Origin of the sequence: Virgibacillus halodenitrificans JCM 12304, from assembly GCF_001310895.1 — a bacterium.
GTDB lineage: Bacteria > Bacillota > Bacilli > Bacillales > Amphibacillaceae > Virgibacillus_Q > Virgibacillus_Q halodenitrificans.
This window is the reverse complement of the sequence record NZ_BAZS01000001.1, coordinates 46,707-65,995: the sequence shown is the minus strand read 5'-3', so window position 1 is coordinate 65,995 and position 19,289 is coordinate 46,707. Positions and strand designations below refer to the sequence as shown.

The 19,289-nt window shown below is 39.2% G+C and carries 18 protein-coding genes, 1 pseudogene and 1 riboswitch; of the genes and pseudogenes, 9 read left to right on the top strand and 10 right to left on the bottom strand.

From position 1 onward, the window contains the following. The first annotated feature begins 117 nt into the window (after positions 1–117). Positions 118–1,590 carry an aryl-sulfate sulfotransferase gene (locus tag JCM12304_RS00325; protein ID WP_060678166.1) on the top strand — a complete coding sequence of 491 codons (1,473 nt, stop codon included), beginning with the start codon at positions 118–120 and terminating at the stop codon, positions 1,588–1,590. 403 nt (positions 1,591–1,993) lie between these two features. Further along, the gene (locus tag JCM12304_RS00320) at positions 1,994–2,398 is read left to right on the top strand and encodes a hypothetical protein (protein WP_060678165.1); all 405 of its coding nucleotides are present in this window, start codon (positions 1,994–1,996) and stop codon (positions 2,396–2,398) included. A gap of 51 nt (positions 2,399–2,449) precedes the next feature. Here the strand turns inward: JCM12304_RS00320 and JCM12304_RS00315 are convergent, their stop codons facing one another. The 6 genes from JCM12304_RS00315 to JCM12304_RS00290 form a co-directional block, all read right to left on the bottom strand. After that, positions 2,450–2,764, bottom strand: coding sequence for a DMT family transporter (locus JCM12304_RS00315; protein WP_019378035.1), 315 nt, complete (start codon positions 2,762–2,764; stop codon positions 2,450–2,452). After that, on the bottom strand, positions 2,764–3,105 hold the full coding sequence (locus JCM12304_RS00310) for a DMT family transporter (protein ID WP_060678164.1): 342 nt from the start codon (positions 3,103–3,105) through the stop codon (positions 2,764–2,766). The genes JCM12304_RS00315 and JCM12304_RS00310 overlap by 1 nt, the downstream gene beginning before the upstream one ends. Positions 3,106–3,161: 56 nt before the next feature. Further along, a riboswitch (guanidine-I (ykkC/yxkD leader) is annotated at positions 3,162–3,260 on the bottom strand. 62 nt (positions 3,261–3,322) lie between these two features. Further along, complete coding sequence (locus JCM12304_RS00305; protein WP_019378033.1) at positions 3,323–3,625, bottom strand: PTS sugar transporter subunit IIB; 303 nt, start codon at positions 3,623–3,625, stop codon at positions 3,323–3,325. Then, positions 3,622–3,960, bottom strand: a complete 339-nt coding sequence (locus tag JCM12304_RS00300) for a PTS lactose/cellobiose transporter subunit IIA (RefSeq protein WP_019378032.1) — start codon at positions 3,958–3,960, stop codon at positions 3,622–3,624. Before JCM12304_RS00300 ends, JCM12304_RS00305 begins: the two co-directional genes overlap by 4 nt. 1 nt (position 3,961) lies before the next feature. Beyond that, positions 3,962–5,248, bottom strand: a complete 1,287-nt coding sequence (locus JCM12304_RS00295) for a PTS sugar transporter subunit IIC (protein WP_254844411.1) — start codon at positions 5,246–5,248, stop codon at positions 3,962–3,964. 12 nt (positions 5,249–5,260) lie between these two features. Then, positions 5,261–6,565, bottom strand: coding sequence for a 6-phospho-beta-glucosidase (locus tag JCM12304_RS00290; protein ID WP_060678163.1), 1,305 nt, complete (start codon positions 6,563–6,565; stop codon positions 5,261–5,263). A 223-nt stretch (positions 6,566–6,788) separates the two neighbouring features. Between JCM12304_RS00290 and JCM12304_RS00285 the strand changes: the two are divergent. From JCM12304_RS00285 to zwf, 6 genes and pseudogenes are all read left to right on the top strand, one after another. Next, a pseudogene (locus JCM12304_RS00285) lies at positions 6,789–7,513 on the top strand (GntR family transcriptional regulator). 16 nt (positions 7,514–7,529) lie between these two features. After that, a complete protein-coding gene (gene chbG / locus JCM12304_RS00280; RefSeq protein WP_060678162.1) occupies positions 7,530–8,228 on the top strand; it encodes a chitin disaccharide deacetylase in 699 nt (232 codons plus the stop codon). A gap of 101 nt (positions 8,229–8,329) precedes the next feature. Continuing rightward, the gene (locus JCM12304_RS00275; RefSeq protein ID WP_019378027.1) at positions 8,330–8,761 is read left to right on the top strand and encodes a DUF2935 domain-containing protein; all 432 of its coding nucleotides are present in this window, start codon (positions 8,330–8,332) and stop codon (positions 8,759–8,761) included. 323 nt (positions 8,762–9,084) lie between these two features. Beyond that, positions 9,085–9,828: a threonine/serine exporter family protein gene (locus JCM12304_RS00270; protein ID WP_060678161.1), complete on the top strand. Its 744-nt coding sequence runs from the start codon at positions 9,085–9,087 to the stop codon at positions 9,826–9,828. A gap of 24 nt (positions 9,829–9,852) precedes the next feature. Then, a complete protein-coding gene (locus JCM12304_RS00265) occupies positions 9,853–10,296 on the top strand; it encodes a threonine/serine exporter family protein (protein ID WP_060678160.1) in 444 nt (147 codons plus the stop codon). Positions 10,297–10,567: 271 nt separating this feature from the next. Further along, positions 10,568–12,046 carry a glucose-6-phosphate dehydrogenase gene (zwf, locus tag JCM12304_RS00260; protein ID WP_060678159.1) on the top strand — a complete coding sequence of 493 codons (1,479 nt, stop codon included), beginning with the start codon at positions 10,568–10,570 and terminating at the stop codon, positions 12,044–12,046. A 619-nt stretch (positions 12,047–12,665) separates the two neighbouring features. Here zwf and JCM12304_RS00255 read toward each other — a convergent pair. From JCM12304_RS00255 to JCM12304_RS00240, 4 genes are all read right to left on the bottom strand, one after another. Next, positions 12,666–15,743, bottom strand: a complete 3,078-nt coding sequence (locus JCM12304_RS00255; RefSeq protein WP_060678158.1) for an efflux RND transporter permease subunit — start codon at positions 15,741–15,743, stop codon at positions 12,666–12,668. A gap of 3 nt (positions 15,744–15,746) precedes the next feature. Beyond that, a complete protein-coding gene (locus JCM12304_RS00250; RefSeq protein ID WP_060678157.1) occupies positions 15,747–16,613 on the bottom strand; it encodes an efflux RND transporter periplasmic adaptor subunit in 867 nt (288 codons plus the stop codon). 24 nt (positions 16,614–16,637) lie between these two features. Beyond that, positions 16,638–17,516: a TetR/AcrR family transcriptional regulator gene (locus tag JCM12304_RS00245; RefSeq protein WP_060678156.1), complete on the bottom strand. Its 879-nt coding sequence runs from the start codon at positions 17,514–17,516 to the stop codon at positions 16,638–16,640. Positions 17,517–17,890: 374 nt separating this feature from the next. Next, the gene (locus JCM12304_RS00240) at positions 17,891–18,382 is read right to left on the bottom strand and encodes a competence protein ComK (RefSeq protein WP_060678155.1); all 492 of its coding nucleotides are present in this window, start codon (positions 18,380–18,382) and stop codon (positions 17,891–17,893) included. Positions 18,383–18,589: 207 nt separating this feature from the next. Between JCM12304_RS00240 and JCM12304_RS00235 the strand changes: the two genes are divergently transcribed. After that, a complete protein-coding gene (locus JCM12304_RS00235) occupies positions 18,590–19,279 on the top strand; it encodes a YtxH domain-containing protein (protein ID WP_060678154.1) in 690 nt (229 codons plus the stop codon). The last annotated feature ends 10 nt before the right edge of the window (positions 19,280–19,289 follow it).

The following is a 19,289-nucleotide window of genomic DNA, read 5'->3' as shown; positions in this document are numbered from 1 at the left end:
TTCCAAATATAATAAGAATGAAATCATTTTTTTAGGGAATAGGTTAATAGAGAGCAAATAGCAGATGGCAGAACTTTTTATTTTCATTTAATTTTTTAAAGGAGAGACAGAGTACCTATGACTACATCACGTCGTAAAACACCTCAAATGCACAGACAACAACAAATTATTAAAAGGCTTGAAAGACGATTTAATCATCGTACACATACCATTACCAATCCTTTAGTTCAGCTAAATCCGTACCATAATGCCCCATTAACAGCTTTAATTTTGTTTACAACTTCGAAGCCAGCCCATGTTTCAGTCACTATTGACGGAGAAAATCCGATTACGAAAACCTATCCTGGTTATCATACTATTCACAGACTCCCTATTATCGGACTGTATCCTAACACAAAAAACAGGATAACTGTTACGGCTACGTTTCACTCAGGCACCTATGAAACCAACACTATCTTTTTAAAAACAAAATCATTACCAAAGGACTTTTTAAATATCAAATTGGATCATTCGCTTCCTGAGAAGATGGAAGATGGACTTACATTTATTGTTCCAAGTGCAAACTATCTATTTGCCATCGACAATCAAGCAAAGGTTCGTTGGTATAGCACCCTTAATATAAGACAATTGTTCAAGCCGTTGTCCAATGGCAATTTCTTAGTCTACACCAGGTCACCTAAAACACAACACAACTTAATATTGGAAATTGATTTACTTGGTAAGATCTATTACTACTATCCGATTTATGCTAAATCAGAGATCCCAACTACAGCAATTAACACAGACGTGATGGAGCTCTCCAATGGAAATCTTTTGGTTACGACACACGAACAAACAGAGAATTCATTGGAAGATCGGTTAGTCGAGTTAAATCGCAGGACGGGAAAAGTAATAAATCGCTTAGACTATGCCAGCCTTTTTCCTAAAGCTTTTCAGGAAAATTATGTTGGTATCGGCTCAGAGGTAGGCGATTGGCTTCATAATAATTCTATTTGGCTGGATACACAAAGCGATTCTGTCGTTATGACAGCAAGACATCAGGACCTGGTAATGAAGCACAGTTTTCCAGATGGAAACATCGATTGGATTCTTTCTTCTCCAGAAGGATGGCCAGACGATTATCAGGATGTTTTACTTACACCTAAAGGCCAAAACTTTAAATACCCGGCTGGTCCCCATGCTGTGATGGCTCTTGCTGATCAGGACGGAAACGCGGAGACATTGGATATTATGCTTTTTGACAATAATAATCGAATAACCCGCGGAGATGAAACAGTGAGTCAACAATATAGCAGAGCAGTACAGTACCGCATTAATGAAAAGGAAAAGACAGTCGAGGAAGTATGGACATATGGAGAAGAGCGTGGCCAAGCATTTTTCTCTCCAATTGTAGGGGATGCAGACTTGTTGCCACAGACGAATAACCGTTTAGTTACCTCAGGTTTCATTAAAAAAGGAAATGGAAGAGCCTCAAAAATTGTGGAGGTTGCTGGAGATTCACCTCAAGAAGAAGTGTTTGAAGTAACTATTTCAGGCTTCGCACCTGACAGTAAGCAACATATTTATCGTGCAGGGAGAATGGAGATATGAGGTAAACACGGGAAGTAATTTTCTCCTGTATTTTAAGTGAAATGCTGTGCTGGTGTCTCGGGTAGACGCTGGGTTGTCTCGCATGGGTGAGTGCGTCTGTCTCGGATGGACGGTCGCTTGTCTCGGGCGTATGCGATCCTGTCTCGGGTGGACGCTGGGCTGTCTCGGGTGCAAGCGCTGGTGTCTCGGGTAGACGCTCGGTTGTCTCGGATGGGCGATCGCCTGTCTCGGGCGTGTGCGATCTTGTCTCGGGTGGCGGGCGCCTGTCTCGGATGAGCCCCCTGCTGTCTCGGCAATGTGTCTTTTTGTCTCGCTCGACTCCTCACCAACTTTCCGATGTTCTTTTCCAGATTCTATGGTAAGATAATATTACCTAAATTATCTGGAAAAGGAGGTTAATCAATTGGTTCCTTATATTTTTGTAGCTGCAGCTGTACTGGCTGTAATTCCTATTTTAATACTTTATAAGATACATAGCAGTAAGCTCAAAGAAGATCCTAGTTTAAGAGATAAAGTTCAAACAAAGTTTATGATAGGTATTGCCATCAGTGAAGCGATTCCTATCCTTTTAATTGTTTATGGGTTCATCAACCTCGAACCCGTTCAAACGATATCAGCGCTCTATATCCCATTTTTAATTGTTTTATTTTTAATGGCATATACAGTTTTCTTTATTCTTGTTAATAAGCGGATTGATGTGACACCAGAATCTGAAGAAACAGTGAATGCCTTTGCGATGGTCAGCTTGCCGCTTTCTATGAGTATGCCACTTATCGCTCTTGTATCCTTGTTCCTGATGATGCCATAATACTTGATAAATAGAAAGAAGGAGAGCCTCCCAAGCTCTCCTTCTTTCTATTTACGAAACTAGTTTCAAACCAATGGTTGCTCCTATAATCATTGCTATAAAAGCAACTCTTTTCCAATCCTTTGATTCTCCATATAAAATCATTCCTACAATTGCTCCTCCAGATGCGCCGATTCCTGTCCAAACGGCATATGCGATTCCCATAGGCAATGTCTCCATTGCAAAAGAAAGGAATAGAAAACTTGCGCCAAATCCCAGGAAGAGGAGTAGAAGTGACTGCCAGCTCCGGTCTTTGTGCAGCTTACTAATCATTAACACACCAATCATCTCAAATAAGCCTGCGAATATGAGAAAAAGCCATGCCATTAGGATTCAGCCCCTTCCGTAGCATTATCTTCTGTAACTATTTTCAAGCCAATTACCCCGGCGAGTAAAACGCAGATTAGTAATATTTTTGCTATTTTAAAGGGTTCATCAAAGAATATAATCCCTGAAAAAACTGTCCCTGCAGTACCTAATCCAACAAACACAGCATAAACCGTGCCAACAGGAAGCTTTTCTCCCGCCATGATTAATAAATAAAAGCTGACGATAATACAAATAACAGTAGCCGCCCACTCCATTACACCATCTGCATGTTTTAAACCAATTACCCAACCTACCTCAAAAAAGGCAGCAATAAATACTTTTAACCAGTTTGCATTCATGTCATAAGCACCTCCAAGATTTTTTTCCACTAAAAAGGGAGATAACTGTAAACAGTATCTCCCAGGCTTTTGTCCCTCCGTGGCACAGCTTAGCTGTGAGTTTTCTCTCGGACCAGACTAACATGACATGTTACGGAACCCTAGAAAACGTTTCTATTCAATTAGCTTTTATTATACATGATGAATAGCTTTTTTCAAGAAAATGGCCAAGCTACCTCTATCCTTTTAATTCAATTGCCTGATCCAATACCTTATCACCTTGCATCATACCATATGCTATTTGATCGATAATCGCAACTTTAATTCCTTGTGGTTCGAGCTGTTGTTTAATTTTTTTCTCCAAGTATCTAACCTGTGGCCCTACCAAAACAACATCAAGTCCCTCAAGATTATTTTTCAGCTGAGATTCTGCTATAGCATTGATTTCAGCATCCATTCCACGATCCTCTGCAGCCTTTCTCATTTTATTAACTAACATAGACGTTGACATTCCGGCTGAACATACTAAAATGATTTTCATTTTTTAGCCTCCTCCATGGATTGCATTTTTTCATACATGTCGATCATTTCATTTGCTAGATCTTTAACAGTCATTGCAGTCATGAGATGATCCTGTGCGTGAACAAGAATAACCGTTACTTCATTTGCCTGACCGTTTGCCTCATCTTGTAGTAGTTTCGTCTGCTGATGATGGGCTTCAGTAAACTCTTTTTCTGCTTCTTCAATTTTACCTCGTGCTTCATCAAATTGATAAGTTTTAGCCAGAGAAATTGCTTCCATCGCATGTGAACGCGCATTCCCTGCGTGAAGTATTATGGTAAAAGAAAGCATTTGTATTTCTTCTGTTGTTTGCATGTTAGTTATCCTCCATTTTTGCTTTTAATGTTCTTGCACCTGCCATAATGAACGGAATATACATGAGTGTTGCCAGAACCAAGTTGAACACCTGTAGAGCAATTCCTCTCCAGCTTCCTCCTGTGACAAGATATCCACTTAAAATAGGTGGTGTGGTCCAAGGTACTAATGCCACCGTTTTAGGTACAAGTCCTGTAGATAGTGCTACATAAGAAATAATCGTTAACGTAACCGGTACCAAAATAAACGGAATTAACATAACAGGATTTAATACAATTGGTAATCCAAAAATAACAGGTTCGTTTATATTAAACAATCCAGCTGGTGCAGATAGCTTTGCGACTTCACGGTACGGATGGTTTTTCTGTTGTTTAATCACAATAAAAATGGCTGCCAGCAATGCAATTGTTGTACCTGATCCGCCCATAAAAACGAATGAATCAAGGAATGGTTTAGTAACTGTATATGGTACATCAAAGGCAGACACACCGCTTTTAAATAGTTCCAGATTTTCTTGAATTAGCGGTAAGTAAAGTGGTTCGATGACAGAACCAATGATATTCGTACCATGCAATCCGAAGAACCATAATAAATGATTTAAAAAAGCAATAATAATAGCTGCAGGTAATGTGTTACCAAGACCTTGCAACGGCTCTTGAATTACACTAAAGATCCATTCAAATACACTTATTTCAGCAAATACGCTCATGATAGCTTGAAAGAAACCAATAAGAATTAATATAATTGTAGCAGGGATTAATGCTTTAAATGACCTTGCAACACCCTCTGGGACACCTTCTGGCATCTTAATTGTCCATTTTGATTTTACCAGAACACGGAACAACTCGGTTACTAAAATAGAAAGTACAATAGCGACAAACAATCCTTGGGCTCCAAGCCAAGCGAAATTCAGACCCCAATCTTCCGTTACCGGCACAAGCATAATATAAGCTGCCGCCGAGATAATACCAGCTGAAAGGCCATCTACTTCATAGGACTTAGCGAGATTATAAGCTATGGAGAAAGCCACAAGTAAACCTAATACCGCAAATGTCCCATTCCAGATACTGCCGCCAACTGTTTGCCAGTTGCCCTCTCCAAATATCCCATTCATCCATGCAACAAAGTCAAAGGAACCGAATGGTGGAAAATTATTAACTAGTATTGCGAGAGATCCTACAATAATCAATGGCATGATAGCTACAAATCCATCACGTATAGCCACTAAGTGACGTTGGGCACCAATCCGCCCGGCAATTTCAATAAATTTTTCCATAAATTTATTCATACTATTTCCTCCCTAATTAAATTGTGGTAAAAACGCTTTATGTGCTTCCAACAGCTCGTCAAGAACCAATTTACTTCCTTTTTCGTCTTGCATTAGTGGATTCATTAACATGGCAATATAGGCATCATTATATGAACCGGAAATACCTGCTTGAATTACTTGCTCTTCAAACGCCTTCATATGGGTAACCATTCCTTTGATAGATGAAGGAAGTGGACCGACAACTAACGGCTTAGGCCCATTTTTCGTAATAACACTATTCACTTCGATAACTGCATCATTTGGCAGATCTGGGATTGCGCCATTATTACGAGTATTTACAGTCTGAATATCCTTCTTATTATTATAGATGGAATCCATCAGACTACAGGCAACGTCACTATAAAAGGCCCCTCCTCTTTCTTCCAATTCCTTCGGTTTATCGTGGAGATCAGGATTTGTATATAATTTAAACAAGGATCTTTCCAATTCTTGTACCTTTTCTGCTCTTGTTCCGTTTTCTTCAAATGCTTTTATATCTTTTTTCAACACTTCTTCCGTCTGATAATAATACTGATGATACGGGTTTGGCAAAAGGCCTAACGCATCTATGAATGTGCTGGACCAACCAAGGTTTACAATATTAGCAGGTGAATAATCAAGCCCTTGTTTTAATTTCTCCAAAACTTCTTGGGTGCGATCGATCCCGCTCACAAATACTCTTCTTCCAAAGACAAAGTGATTCATACCAACAAATTGAATATCCACTTCCTCTGGAGCCACATGCAGGATCTCTGCTGTGGAATGACGCATGTTATATGGAATGTTGCAAACACCAATAACTTTATCGTGTTGCGAATGCTTTAACAAAGCTTCTGTAATAATACCGGCAGGATTTGTAAAATTGATCATCCATGCATCCGGGCAAATTTGGTGAATATCTGCTGCCAGTTCCATTAATACAGGAATCGTACGGAATGCCTTGAATATACCTCCAGCCCCATTTGTTTCCTGTCCAATAAATCCATGACTTAATGGTATTCGCTCATCCTTGGCACGTGCTTCCAGTCCACCCACACGAATTTGTGTAGATACGAAATCTGCTCCTTGCAGTGCTTTTCTTCTGTCCAATGTCCAGGCTAGATTAATAGATTTGCCGGACTTTTCAATCATTCGTTTCGACAATTCTCCAATAATCTGCAGCTTTTCTTTTCCCGCTTCAATATCTACTAGTACAATCTCCGTTACAGGAAAAGAGGAATGTCTTTTAATAAGTCCTTCAATAATTTCTGGTGTATAGCTGGATCCTCCACCTATCACGACTACTTTTAATGCCATTTCGCAAGACTCCTTTGATGCATTTTTGTAAACGCTTAAGTTTTAATAATTAATTTCTTGTAATTCATAATATGTTGTTATCTTTAATAAAATGTATCATACATATTTTTTATTGTCTAGTTATTTTTATAAAATTGTATTATTTGTTACTACATTTGATAATAAGTTGTTATTTTCCAGGCATTTTAGTACACTTAAAGGAGATTATTAAAGGAGAAAATATATGGAAAAAAATCAAGCACTTCATGTTTATATTAAAGAAGAAATTTTAAATAGAATAAAATCAAATATTTATAAAAAAGGTGAGAAGATACCAACTGAGTTGGAGCTATGTAAGGATTTTGATGTTAGCCGAACCACTGTGAGAACTGCATTAAACCAATTAACACTGGAAGGCTATCTTGTCCGTCATCAAGGAAAAGGCACCTATGTAGCTGAACAAAAAGTAAAGCAAACATTGTCTCACACTGTAAAACGATATAGTGATCAGGTCGCGGTCCAAGGAAAGAGGGCAGAGATTGTTCTAGTCGGCATACAAGTTATTCCTGCTACAGAATTGTTACAACAAACATTACAAGTTGCACCAAACGATCCCGTACAACGGATTGAACGCGTTCGAAAAGCAAATGGTGAGCCAACACAATACGAAATCGCTTATATTCCTTGGTCGTCGCTCCCGGAGTTACAAAGGAGCATGCAGAAACTTCCTTATATGCAGCTATGAAAGATGTTTTCCAGATTCATATAGCAAAGACAACAGAACATGTGGAAATTGCTTTTGCTGATGAACGAATTGCTAACCAATTAGATTATGAAGAAGGCTTACCGTGTTTTTATATTGAAACAATTGCTGAAGATGCAAACGGTAAAATAGTAGAATATTCTCGTTCCTTTTTCCGAGGAGATAAAACAAATTTTGTGATTGAGCGTAACTATCCTAATGAATAAGAGAGGGGAATGAGTCTTGAAAGTTTTAGTGAATGCAGATGATTTTGGATTAACAAAGGGAGTTACCGACGGAATTGTTCAATCCCATCTATATGGCATTGTTCAGTCCACAACCTTAATGATGAATGGTTTAGCAACCGAATATGCAGTAGTAGCCGCTAAATTGAATCCCTCGCTAAAAGTAGGAATACATCTTGTTCTTACATGGGGGAAGCCGCTATCTAACAATGTTTTCGGATTGACTAATGAGAAAGGTAATTTCCGATACACGAATAACTTTGCACAGATGGAAGCACCTGATTTAGAGGAAGTAGAAAGAGAGTGGCGTTCGCAACTGGAAGCATTTTTAGCCACTGGGCTTCCACTTCATCATATTGATAGTCATCACCATATACACGGCTGGGCACCATTAAAAAATCTCGTTCTTCAGCTAGCAAATGAATACCAGGTACCTGTCCGTTATACAGACACGCTAAAGAACGAAAAAGATATCCTGCTAACCGAAGCACTTTGGTTGGATTTTTATGGGGAAGGTGTGGATGAAAAGCTTTTTGATAAGCTACAACAGCAACCACATCATTCGATTGAAATCATGACCCATCCAGCTATTGTAGACAAGGATTTACGCTCCGTTAGTTCTTATCAGGAACAAAGAGAAAAAGAGCTTCAGATTTTACAAGAACTGACTTTTCCAAATTGGGTTAGAAAATTGTGATTAACTAATTCCATATAACCTTTTCTATTACATATAACTACATCTCCCTACATATACATCAAGTGGACGTGTTCTATTATTTGGACCAGGGAGATGATGTTTTGCAATTTTATTATGGCAATCAAATGCCGCTTCGTGTGCTGGATGAGGCGGAATTTTGGAAAGAGCAGGAAGCGGAGCATACAGTTGTTATGCGGGAATTAATGAGTGATTTGGAGAAGGAGTATGTCGAAGCCTTAAAGCACTGGGAGGATGTATTGGAAACAACCCATCAGCATGTACGGCGCTATGTTGAGACAGTGGTTCGTGGTAATAATCAGCTGCCTCCGCATCTTTATAAGCAAGTTCTGGAGCTCATCTCTTTCTGTCTGCAGGAAAGTGTAGCATTTACTCAATTCTGCAGAAAAGTAAAAACAGAAAGTAAAGCAGCAGAAAACAACTCAACAGCCAGAGTGGTTATTAACCATATCATCGATGAATCGGAGTATTTTATTGGGATCGCGCAGACTATACTATATGAACAAAATAATTAGAAGGAATTAAAAAATCTCACGGAGGCAATTTATTACCGTGAGATTTTGATTTATATTCAATACAAATGAACTCTTTCTATTTATTGACCACCTGGATTTTTGATGGTTTGGTCTACTCCATCTGATGGTGTTGTTCTTACGATATCAATAGGAATCTTATATGAAACTATCTTCTTATTCTCTTCTTGTTTTATAAGATTACCTTAACTTTATTCAATATTTTTTTGTTTAAATTTCCTGTGTTTTCTTTCAATCCAAAGCGTTCCGTCATATAATAGCTAGAGATATTGCCGTTTACTATTACATAGAGAGAGGGTGAGTAAATGAAGGAAAAGGTTGCAGTGGCTAAGGTATGTATGCTTGCAGGAAAAATCATGCTGGAGTGTGGTGCAGAAACGTATCGAGTGGAAGATACCATGAATCGCATAGCAGCTGCATTTGGTTTACATGATGCACAGAGTTATGCAACACCTACAGGCATCAACTTTTCAATGGATAGCTCGGAAGCAACTCATTTTCGAAGAATTTCCCATCGCGCCACTGATTTACATAAAATTGCGGAAGTTAACAGTATTTCCAGAAGAATAACGGCAGGCGAACTAACCGTATATGAAGCAAATTTATTATTAAATAATGTATCTGAAGCGAAATTAGCTTTCCCATACTGGCTGCAAATTATTGCGGCAGCATTTGTCAGTGGCAGCTTCACTATCATGTTTGGCGGATCATGGCCTGACTTCCTTCCCTCCTTTATTGCAGGTGGACTTGGTTTTGCTGCTATGCTTGGCGCAGAAAAAATTGTTGAGATCCGATTTATCGCTGAATTTTTTGCTTCTTTAATTATTGGACTTGCCTCTATTCTGTTTATTACACAGGGCGTTGGAGTTGATTTGGATAAGATTATAATTGGGGCTGTCATGCCACTTGTACCAGGCCTGCATATTACGAATGCTGTACGAGATCTGATGGCTGGACACCTTGTAGCAGGCTTGTCTAAAGGAGCTGAAGCCATATTAACATCCTTTGCAATTGGTGCAGGAGTTGCAGTCGTTCTTGCTTTTGTTTAATTTAGATTTTAAGGAGGGAAGCACATGATTGATTTAGCACAACTAATCACCAGTTTTGTTGCGGCGGCAGGGTTTGGTGTGTTATTCAACGCACCAAGAGATAGATTATTACAATGTGGGCTTGTTGGGATGTTTGGCTGGATTTTGTATTATATTTTAGTAGCAGAAGGACTTGATGTGGTTCCAGCTACAATTTTTGGTGCGATGCTTGTTGCTGTTTTAAGCCAATTATGTGCCAAACTGTATAAAACACCTGTCATTATTTTTAATGTTTCTGGAATTATCCCCCTTGTTCCAGGTGGAATCGCTTATGATGCTATGCGTAATTTTGTAGAGAATGATTATTTTACAGCTGTTCAATTATCAGCAAAGGTCATGCTGCTTGCCGGCGGAATTGCCATCGGGCTGATGTTTTCTGAAGTAGTAAAACAAGTAATGACCAAAGCTGGAAGCGCATTAAAGGATTAAGTTTTTTAAAAGCAGTATGGGAGTATTTTTTCGTTTATTTGTACATGTACGTTATCTTTACAGACTAAGCGTATTGAGCCCTTTAAAATTGGCAGCCTTTTTACTCCCTTGGGAAATATCCCTTAAAGTTGGCATGAAGTAATTATTTTACAGTTATACATATATATCCAGAAATAAATAAAAATACAGGATAGTTAACCACAATAGTTGATTTATCCTTTTTTTATTTATAAAATCTTATATATATACCAAGAATTGAGGTTTTCATTCTATGCAAACACCAAAAGTAACAATTGTCATATTTGGAGCAACTGGGGATTTAGCTAAGCGAAAGCTTTTCCCATCTATATACAAATTGTATCAAAATGGAAAAATTGACGAAGATTTTGCAGTCGTTGGTCTTGCACGCAGACCATGGACGAACGATGTATTCCGGGATAATGTGAAAGCCTCCCTTGATCAGGAAGTTTCAACAGATGAGAATGTAGACAAATTCATTTCACATTTTTATTATCATTCCTTTGATGTCACCGAAACAGATTCTTATAACAACCTCCATGGTCTTTTGGAGGAGTTGGAGGGAACGTATCAAACAGGTGGTAACAGGATCTTTTATTTGGCGATGGCACCAGAGTATTTCGGATCCATCGCAAAAAATCTTCAAAGCCATGGATTGAAAAACAGCCCTGGCTGGACACGCCTTGTTATTGAAAAACCGTTTGGGCATGATTTGGAATCTGCGAAAGAGTTGAATAATGAAATACGTGTCGCTTTTGATGAAGAACAGATCTACCGAATTGACCATTATCTTGGCAAGGAAATGGTACAAAATATTGAAGTTATCCGCTTTGCCAACGGTATTTTTGAGCATTTATGGAATAACCGCTTTATTTCTAACATTCAGGTCACGTCCAGTGAAAAGCTCGGTGTTGAGGAGCGGGCGCGCTATTATGATCATTCCGGGGCAGCAAGGGACATGGTGCAAAATCACATGCTTCAGATGGTCGCACTACTCGCGATGGAGCCGCCAATTAACTTATCTACAGATGAAATCCGCTCTGAAAAAGTACGTGCACTCCGTTCTTTACGGATGATTGAAAAAGAACAAGTGCAAGACTACTTTGTTCGTGGTCAATATGGCAGCGGTCATTTGGATGGCCAAGAACTTCGCAGTTATCGTGAGGAAGCAGATGAACTTGCTCAATCTAATACAGAAACATTTGTAGCAGGAAAAGTAATGATCGATAACTACCGCTGGGCCGGTGTTCCTTTCTATATTCGAACCGGAAAACGAATGGCAGAAAAATGTACTAAAATTGTAGTTGAATTTAAAGATATCCCTATGAATTTGTATTATAAGGAAGAGCCGAAGAAGCATCCGAATTTGCTTGTCATTAACATACAACCGAACGAGGGAATAACACTTTATCTTAATGCGAAAAAAGCTGGTGCTGGATCGATTGCTCAACCAATTCAACTTTCCTATACAAATAATGGGATAGATGGTATCAATACACCGGAAGCTTATGAAAAACTGTTGTATGACTGTATGATTGGTGATACAACCAACTTTACTCATTGGGATGAGGTAGCATATTCGTGGCGCTTTATTGATTCTATTTTATCCGGGTGGGCTACTACAAAAGCTGACTTCCCAAACTACGCCTCTGGTTCGATGGGTCCGAAAGCAGCTCATGAGCTTTTAGAAAAAGATGGCTTCCATTGGTGGCAGATTTCAGAGGAAGAGTAGATCTTAACTAATTGGATTTAATTAACTTTGGCACTGTATCGTTTGATGCAGTGCTTTTTTGTTTGGTTAGTTGGCGTGTCTGGCGGTTAATGGGCTGTCAGGTAGTTAGGGAGGCTATTGTTGCTGTTTGCTCTCTCATTTGGGTCTGGGGGCTCTCATATTTTGGCTTGCTCTCTCATTTGAGCTTGGGAGTCTCTCATATTTTGGCTTGTTCTCTCATATGTGACCCTGGCTCTCTCATATTTTGGCTTGCTCTCTCATATGAGACTGAGGGTCTCTCATTTTTTGGCGTGTTCTCTCATATGAGACGGGAGCTCTCTCATATTTTGGCTTGTTCTCTCATATGCACCAGCACTCTTATTAAAGGTATGCTGGTGTGGCGGCAGGATGCACTGTCGCGGATAACGGCTTTGCAGTCGCGGAGGTGACGCGCTCTGTCTCGGGCGAGTGCTCAGCTGTCTCGAGTGGGACGTGCGCTGACTCGGTTGATCGCTCACTTGTCTCGGATAGGACGAGCTTTGTCTCGGGTGTATGCTTACTTGTCTCGGGTGCAGCTAAACTTTCGCGGGAAATAGCACTCCATCATAGTAAAAAGCCTCCACAGCTGTGGAGGCTAATTCTATGCTTCTTTTTTCTTTTGTCTTTTCTTCTTGCGTCCTGTGATTTTTTTCGTTAGATCATCGAATAAGGTGTAAACCACTGGAATGAGCAATAGGGTGAACATACTGGAAACGCCCAGGCCGAATATAATGGTAACAGCCAATGGTTGCTGTGTCTCAGCGCCCTCACCTAATGCGAATGCGAGAGGTACCATGGCTAAGATCGTTGTTAATGTTGTCATTAATATTGGACGTAACCTGCTTGGACCTGCTTCCAATATGGCTTCATAGCGATCCTTCCCTTTTCGCCGCAGTATGTTGATATAGTCGACTAATACAATGGAATTATTTACAACAATACCAGCGAGCATAATGATCCCGATAAACGCGGGGATACTTAATGGGATTCCAGCTATGAATAATCCCAACAGAACACCTACTACCGTTGTCGGCATTGCAAACATGATAATAAGTGGGAATAGGAAGTTCTCAAATTGGATTGCCATTACCGCGTACACTAGGAAGATAGAGAATATCAAGGCAATTGCCAAGTCGCCAAATGATTTGGCCATATCCTCTGCCTGCCCCCCGATTTCATACGTGTAGCCTTCTGGCAGATTCAAGCCTTCCAAATTACTTTCCACATCAGATACGACACTTCCTAAGTCTCTGTCGACAACTTGGCTTGTCACATTCATCTGTGGTTGTTGATTTTCCCGCAATAATGTAGCAGGTCCATTCATTTCATCAAATTCTGCAACTTCTTCTAAAGGAATAGTCGCACCACTTGATGATTGAATCTTCATGTCCTGTAAATCACTAATGGAACTGCGCTTATCCTCTGGATACATGAGCGTAACATCCATCTCCTGGCCATCATCACGATATTTTGTTGCCACCTGACCTGTAAATTGCAATTGAATCTGCCCAAGAATTTGTTCCTGTGAAAGTCCATACATTGCCGCTCTTTCATCATCAATAACAATGTTCATTTGCGGAACACCTTCAGCCGCACCGGACTCCGCATTGTAGACTCCTTTTACGTCAGAAATTTCCTTAACAACCTGATCTGCTAATTGGGACAGCACTTCATGCTCCGGTCCGTTCAGTTGAATCTGAATCGGATCACCAGTACCCATGCCACCGTCCATCGCACTCACAGTAATTTCAGCTCCAGGTATATCACTCAAATCTTTATCCATCTGCTGAACAACCTGGTCTGTTGATTTTTCTCTTTCTCCAGATGGGATCAATTGAATGGTAAACACAGCTGAATTGGCTGAACCACCTTCACCAAAATCACCACCGCCTATGCTAACATAGTTTGTTTCCATGATATCTTCATAGTCAGCAAGTTTTTTATTTACCTTTTCTGTTATTTCTTCTGTATGTGCCAGCGAGCTACCTTGATCTGTTTCAATCCGTACTTCCATCTGCCCTTGGTCCGCAGAAGGAATAAACTCTGCACCAATAAACGGAGTTAGTGCAAGACTTGCTACAATTGCTAGAAAAGTAGCTGCAATTGTTGTCTTGCGATGGCCAAGCACCCATTTCAAAACACTGCGGTATTTACCATTCACCCAATCAAGGAAGCGATCAAACCAATAGCGGCGCCCTCCATTTTCCATTGCTTTGGAGAGTAACTTGGATGAAAGCATTGGAACAAGTGTAACAGCTACTACCAAAGAAGTAATGAGCGATAAGGAAACTGCCAATGCTAAAGGTGTAAATAAATCGGAAGCAATACCTTCTACATAAATAATTGGTAAAAATACAACCAGAGTGGTAGTCGTCGAAGCTATTACCGCTGGCGCAAGCTCTGATGCACCTTTAATTGCTGAATCGATTAAATTATAGCCTCGTTGTCGATAGGTATAAATATGCTCGAGAATAACAATCGAACTGTCCACCATCATACCAAGACCTAATGCAAGCCCACCGAGTGTTAAAACATTTAGCGTCTCTCCAGTGAAATACATCAGAGAGAACGTTGTAATAATTGCAATTGGTATCGATAAACCAATAACAATTGTTGCTCTTATACTTTTTAGGAATAAAAGCAAAATAAATATTGAGATGATTCCACCAATGAGTATGTTCTGAACAACGGATTTAATGGACATCTGAATAAACTCAGACGTGTCAATAACAACGTTTAAATCCACATCATCCGGTAGATCTGCTTTGATTTCATCCATACTCTCTTGAATGTTCTTAGCAACATCTACTGTGTTACTGTCTGTTTTTTTCATGACAGATAATACGACAGAAGGTTTACCGTTAACCAATGTAACGCTGGATTCATCTTTATACGTATCCTTAACTTCAGCTACATCTTCTACATGAATTTTTGCTCCTGCTTCTGTTTGCAGAATGGTTTGCTTAATGTCTTCTATTGAATCAAATTCACCTGTTAAGCGTAGCTGTAAATCCTGATTGCCCTTTTCTACCGTACCAACCGAAGCAGACTGATTGGCACTGGAAAGGGTTTGGGTGACGGCCTGTGCTGTTACACCATATTGCGTGAGTTTGGACTGATTGAGAATGAGTTGGATTTCTCTTTCTTTTCCACCTTCAAGAGAGACAGATCCCACCCCGCCTTGACGTTCAAAGAAAGGCACAATCTGGTCGTCTGCAATTTCAGTTAAAGCAGCAGCATCTTTACCGGTTAAGCCTACCCACATTACCGGGAGCTGATCCGGGTTAAAGCGCATAATTCGGGGATCACCCGCCCGATCTGGCAATGCCCCTTTAACTTGATCAATACTTTCTCTGACATCAAGTAAGGCTTGGTCCAAATCGGTTCCATTACTGAACATCATGAGTACTAAGGATGACCCGGATTGAGATTGTGATTGAACGGTCTCAATTCCTTCCACCGTACTCACAGAGGATTCTATCGGTCTGCTAATTAAATTTTCTACTTCCTGTGGAGCAGCATCCTGATAAGATGTAGCAACAACAGCAACTGGAAGGTCAATCTTCGGGAATAGATCGATGGTTAAACTTCTTACCGAAACGATCCCTAATGCCAGTACTGCGAGTACAATCATAATAACTCCCACAGGTCGTTTTACGGATGTTTGAACAAGCTTCACTGTTTATTCCCCTTTCGAAACCTTTACCTGATTTCCATCAGACAAGGTCAGCTGACCACTCACGACAACCTTGTCGCCAGACTTAACGTCACCCTTTATTGCCGTATGGTCTGATTGTGTCTCCACAATTTCAACTTTTTTCTTTACTGCTTTATTGTCTTTTACAATATAAATAAACGATGCATCACTTTCTTCAACGATTGCTGAAGTCGGCACTGTCAATGCATCTTCCACTTTCTTCTCCGTGATATGTACCTCCGTAACCATACCAGGCAAAATCTTTTCATCTTCATTTTTGATTGAAATTTCCACAGGGTAAAGTCCGGTATCGTCTGGCAGACTGCCAATGGATGTTACCTCCGCATCATATTCCTGGTCATCAATCATTGCCTTTAATGTTTCTTCCAGCTTAAAAAGAGAACGCGCATCTGCCGTCACTGTTACTTTAACCTTCATTGGGTCCATATCTGTAATTACTGCGAGTGGCTCTTCCGTTGGAGTTGTTTCTCCCTCTGAAACAGAAAGACTTGCTACTTTTCCGTCTCTCGGTGCACGGATATTTTGTTTACCTTGTGGTGTTGAAATCTTGGCGATAATATCATCTTCCTCAACCATATCACCATTCTTTACTTCCAATTCATCTACTTCCCCTGGCACCTGAACCATGGTTGGAGACGTACTGTTTGGCGAAGTCCTTCCATATAGTAATTTTTCAATAATCATATCCTTTTTCACAACTTTGGTAACCTCTACAGGCGTTACTTTCTCTTTGTCATCACTCTTATTCTCTTCTTCATCATTACAAGCAGCAAGCAAACCAATAATGGTAAATGTTAAAAGAATAAGTATTCCAACCCGTAATTTTTTCATTCTCTTTTCTCCTCTCATATACAGTCAATTTAATAATTCTACATTAAAAATATCGGCAAGCTGCTCAATTTCTAATTGCAGCATTGGAATAGCTGAAAAATGAGCCAGCAAGCCCTGAATAATTATTGGTGAAGGCTCTTCTTTCACTGCCTCTTCCTTTATCGTCTCCACTACTTTTTTGAGCTGAGCTTTCTTGCTAATATCCAAATTTAAATCATTTAGTTTTTTGCCTATACCAGCAATAACATCATCTAAAGCAACTTGATTCAGTTGCTGTTCATAACGATATGTATCAGGGATATTTGCTGCTGACAGCAAAGGCTTTTCCTCTTTCTCCAACATCCCTTGAACAATTTCATCCAAACGGCGGATAATAAATGGTCCTATTTCATTTTTATCAACTTGAATGTTATCTATAACCATCCATTTAAGATAACCATTAAGCAATCCTTCTAATTGAATAATTGTATCGATAAGTAGATCATCAAGCTTACTACCGTAAATTGCCGTGATTTTATCCTTCATCCAGTAAAAATTTTGCAATTTCATTTCTTTAATTATCTTATCCGTATTTTCTCCTATCGAAATGTTTTCCCTTAAATGCATTGTTATTAAGTCTTTGTAGCTAGCAATATATTCCGTTAAAACAGCTATTTGATTTGCCAAGCTCTCTCTGGCAGGTTGCTTTTTCTCGTCAACCTCACTCATTTTCTCTTTTATCTGTGTATAAAAGTGAGAAAATACCGTTGTAATAAAATCCTCTTTTGATTGGAAATAAATATAGAAAGCACCTTTCGAGACGCCAGCTTCATTAGCTATTTCCTGTATAGAAGTCTGATGATAGCCCTTCTGAGCAAATAATTTCATACCTGCCAGTAGCAAAGAAAGCTTCTTCTCATTCATGTTCTCACCTGTTTCTTGTACGGTTTTCTATCCCGTTTAGTTTCATTCAATTAATGACTGACTGGTTAGTCACTTATAGCCACATCTGATTGCTCCTTTATATTACATGTGTGTAACCTAGTATTACAAGTAGAAAGATTGGATTTTTCTTCAATCCAAATATAATCGCTCTTCCATTAACTTTTTTTTCACAAAAGTAAAGGCCCCTCGAAGTAAAAATAGACAAAGCGTCGCCACAGTAGTTTTTGCCATATATTGTGATTGTCAATCCTCGAGGGGAGAGGTTATACCGACATCGCCAGCCTTGAATACTGCTCTACCAATATATTTAGATAACCAAACCTTCTAAATTAAATTAACCGACTGGTCATTTTCTAGTTTAACCAAGTAAAAGAAGCATTACCAAACAGCCTAATGTCATTTTGGCGAGCAACTAGTTGACCTGTACGAATATATTGAAGGTCTACGGAACGGTGAGAAGCCTCAACAGGTATGTCTGTCCCATCCTTAAACAAAATATAAGTCTTATTAAAGCGTTCTATACACCCTCGAATATGCTGATAAGCGACCCAAATACAAGCCTCGTTTTTTATAGAAGCTGTTGGAAACATATAAATATTTTTTTCAGGGATAATTCGAACCGGTAATTTATTTTTTAATTGAAGAATATGTTTGGATTCGATTTGCCTTCTTTTTAATGTGGAGCCATAAATAATGCAATTTTGGTCAATAATTTGTTCCGGTCTGAATACGCAGGATGTTTCTTCTTCGGAACCTGCTTCTATAATAGAAGAGCGAAAATGCGTGGAATGCTTATGTAGTGATATCGCTTTTGTTTTATTTGTAATCATGTATAGTTTCTTCAATTAGTCTATTCCCCCTTATCTATATAAGACTATATTACTATGAACATTCAGATAAAGGAATCTTCTTGGCTTTTAGAAAGAAACGTTTTATCAGTTCCAATTTCGGGTAATGTTAGAAAGTTATTTTCAAAAGGCAAGAAAAACTGGAAATAGAAATGAATAGTTGTTTATAATAGGATGAGTAACTAAGTTGAGGAGGAATAAGACATGACAAAACAGACAGCAAATCAAGAGAATAACAAAGGCTTCCTTTCAGGTACCTTCTTCGGAATAATTATTGGGCTACTAACCGCCATCTTTTTAACTCCGAAGTCCGGGAAAGAACTACGAGGAGACTTAGTGTACCAGGCTGGCTCTGTAAAAGACAAAGCTATAACCAAAAAAAGTGATATTCAAAAGGCTACCCAAGTAAAGCTTTCTGAGATAAAAGAAAACAAGATTATGCCTGTTGCAAAATCTGAACAGAATAATAACGAAGAAGAAAAAGCTGCTTCTCCATCTTCAACAGAAGCCACCAAAGCCAATCCGGTTAATGATGTAAAAGATAGTGAACAAGGTGCTCAATTACAAGCAGATCACATGCAGGATGCTAAAGGTAATGATGACAAAAAAACTTCACCAGAAGAAGAAAAAGCTTCCCAGAAGAAGAACACAAAGAAGAAAGATGCCGATAAAACTGCTTCCAAGCCAAAAGAAGAACAGAAGCCAAAGGCAAAAAGTGCTGCAAATAAAAAAAGCACTGCAAACTCAACAGCAAAACAAAAAACAACGAATTCAACAAAGAAGAACACAGGCTCAGCTGCTAAGAAGTCAGGTAGTACAACTAAAAAAGCCACTTCTACTAAAAGCACAGCTACCAAAAAATCCACTACTGCAAAAAAGACAGAAGATAATTAGTAAAGGAACA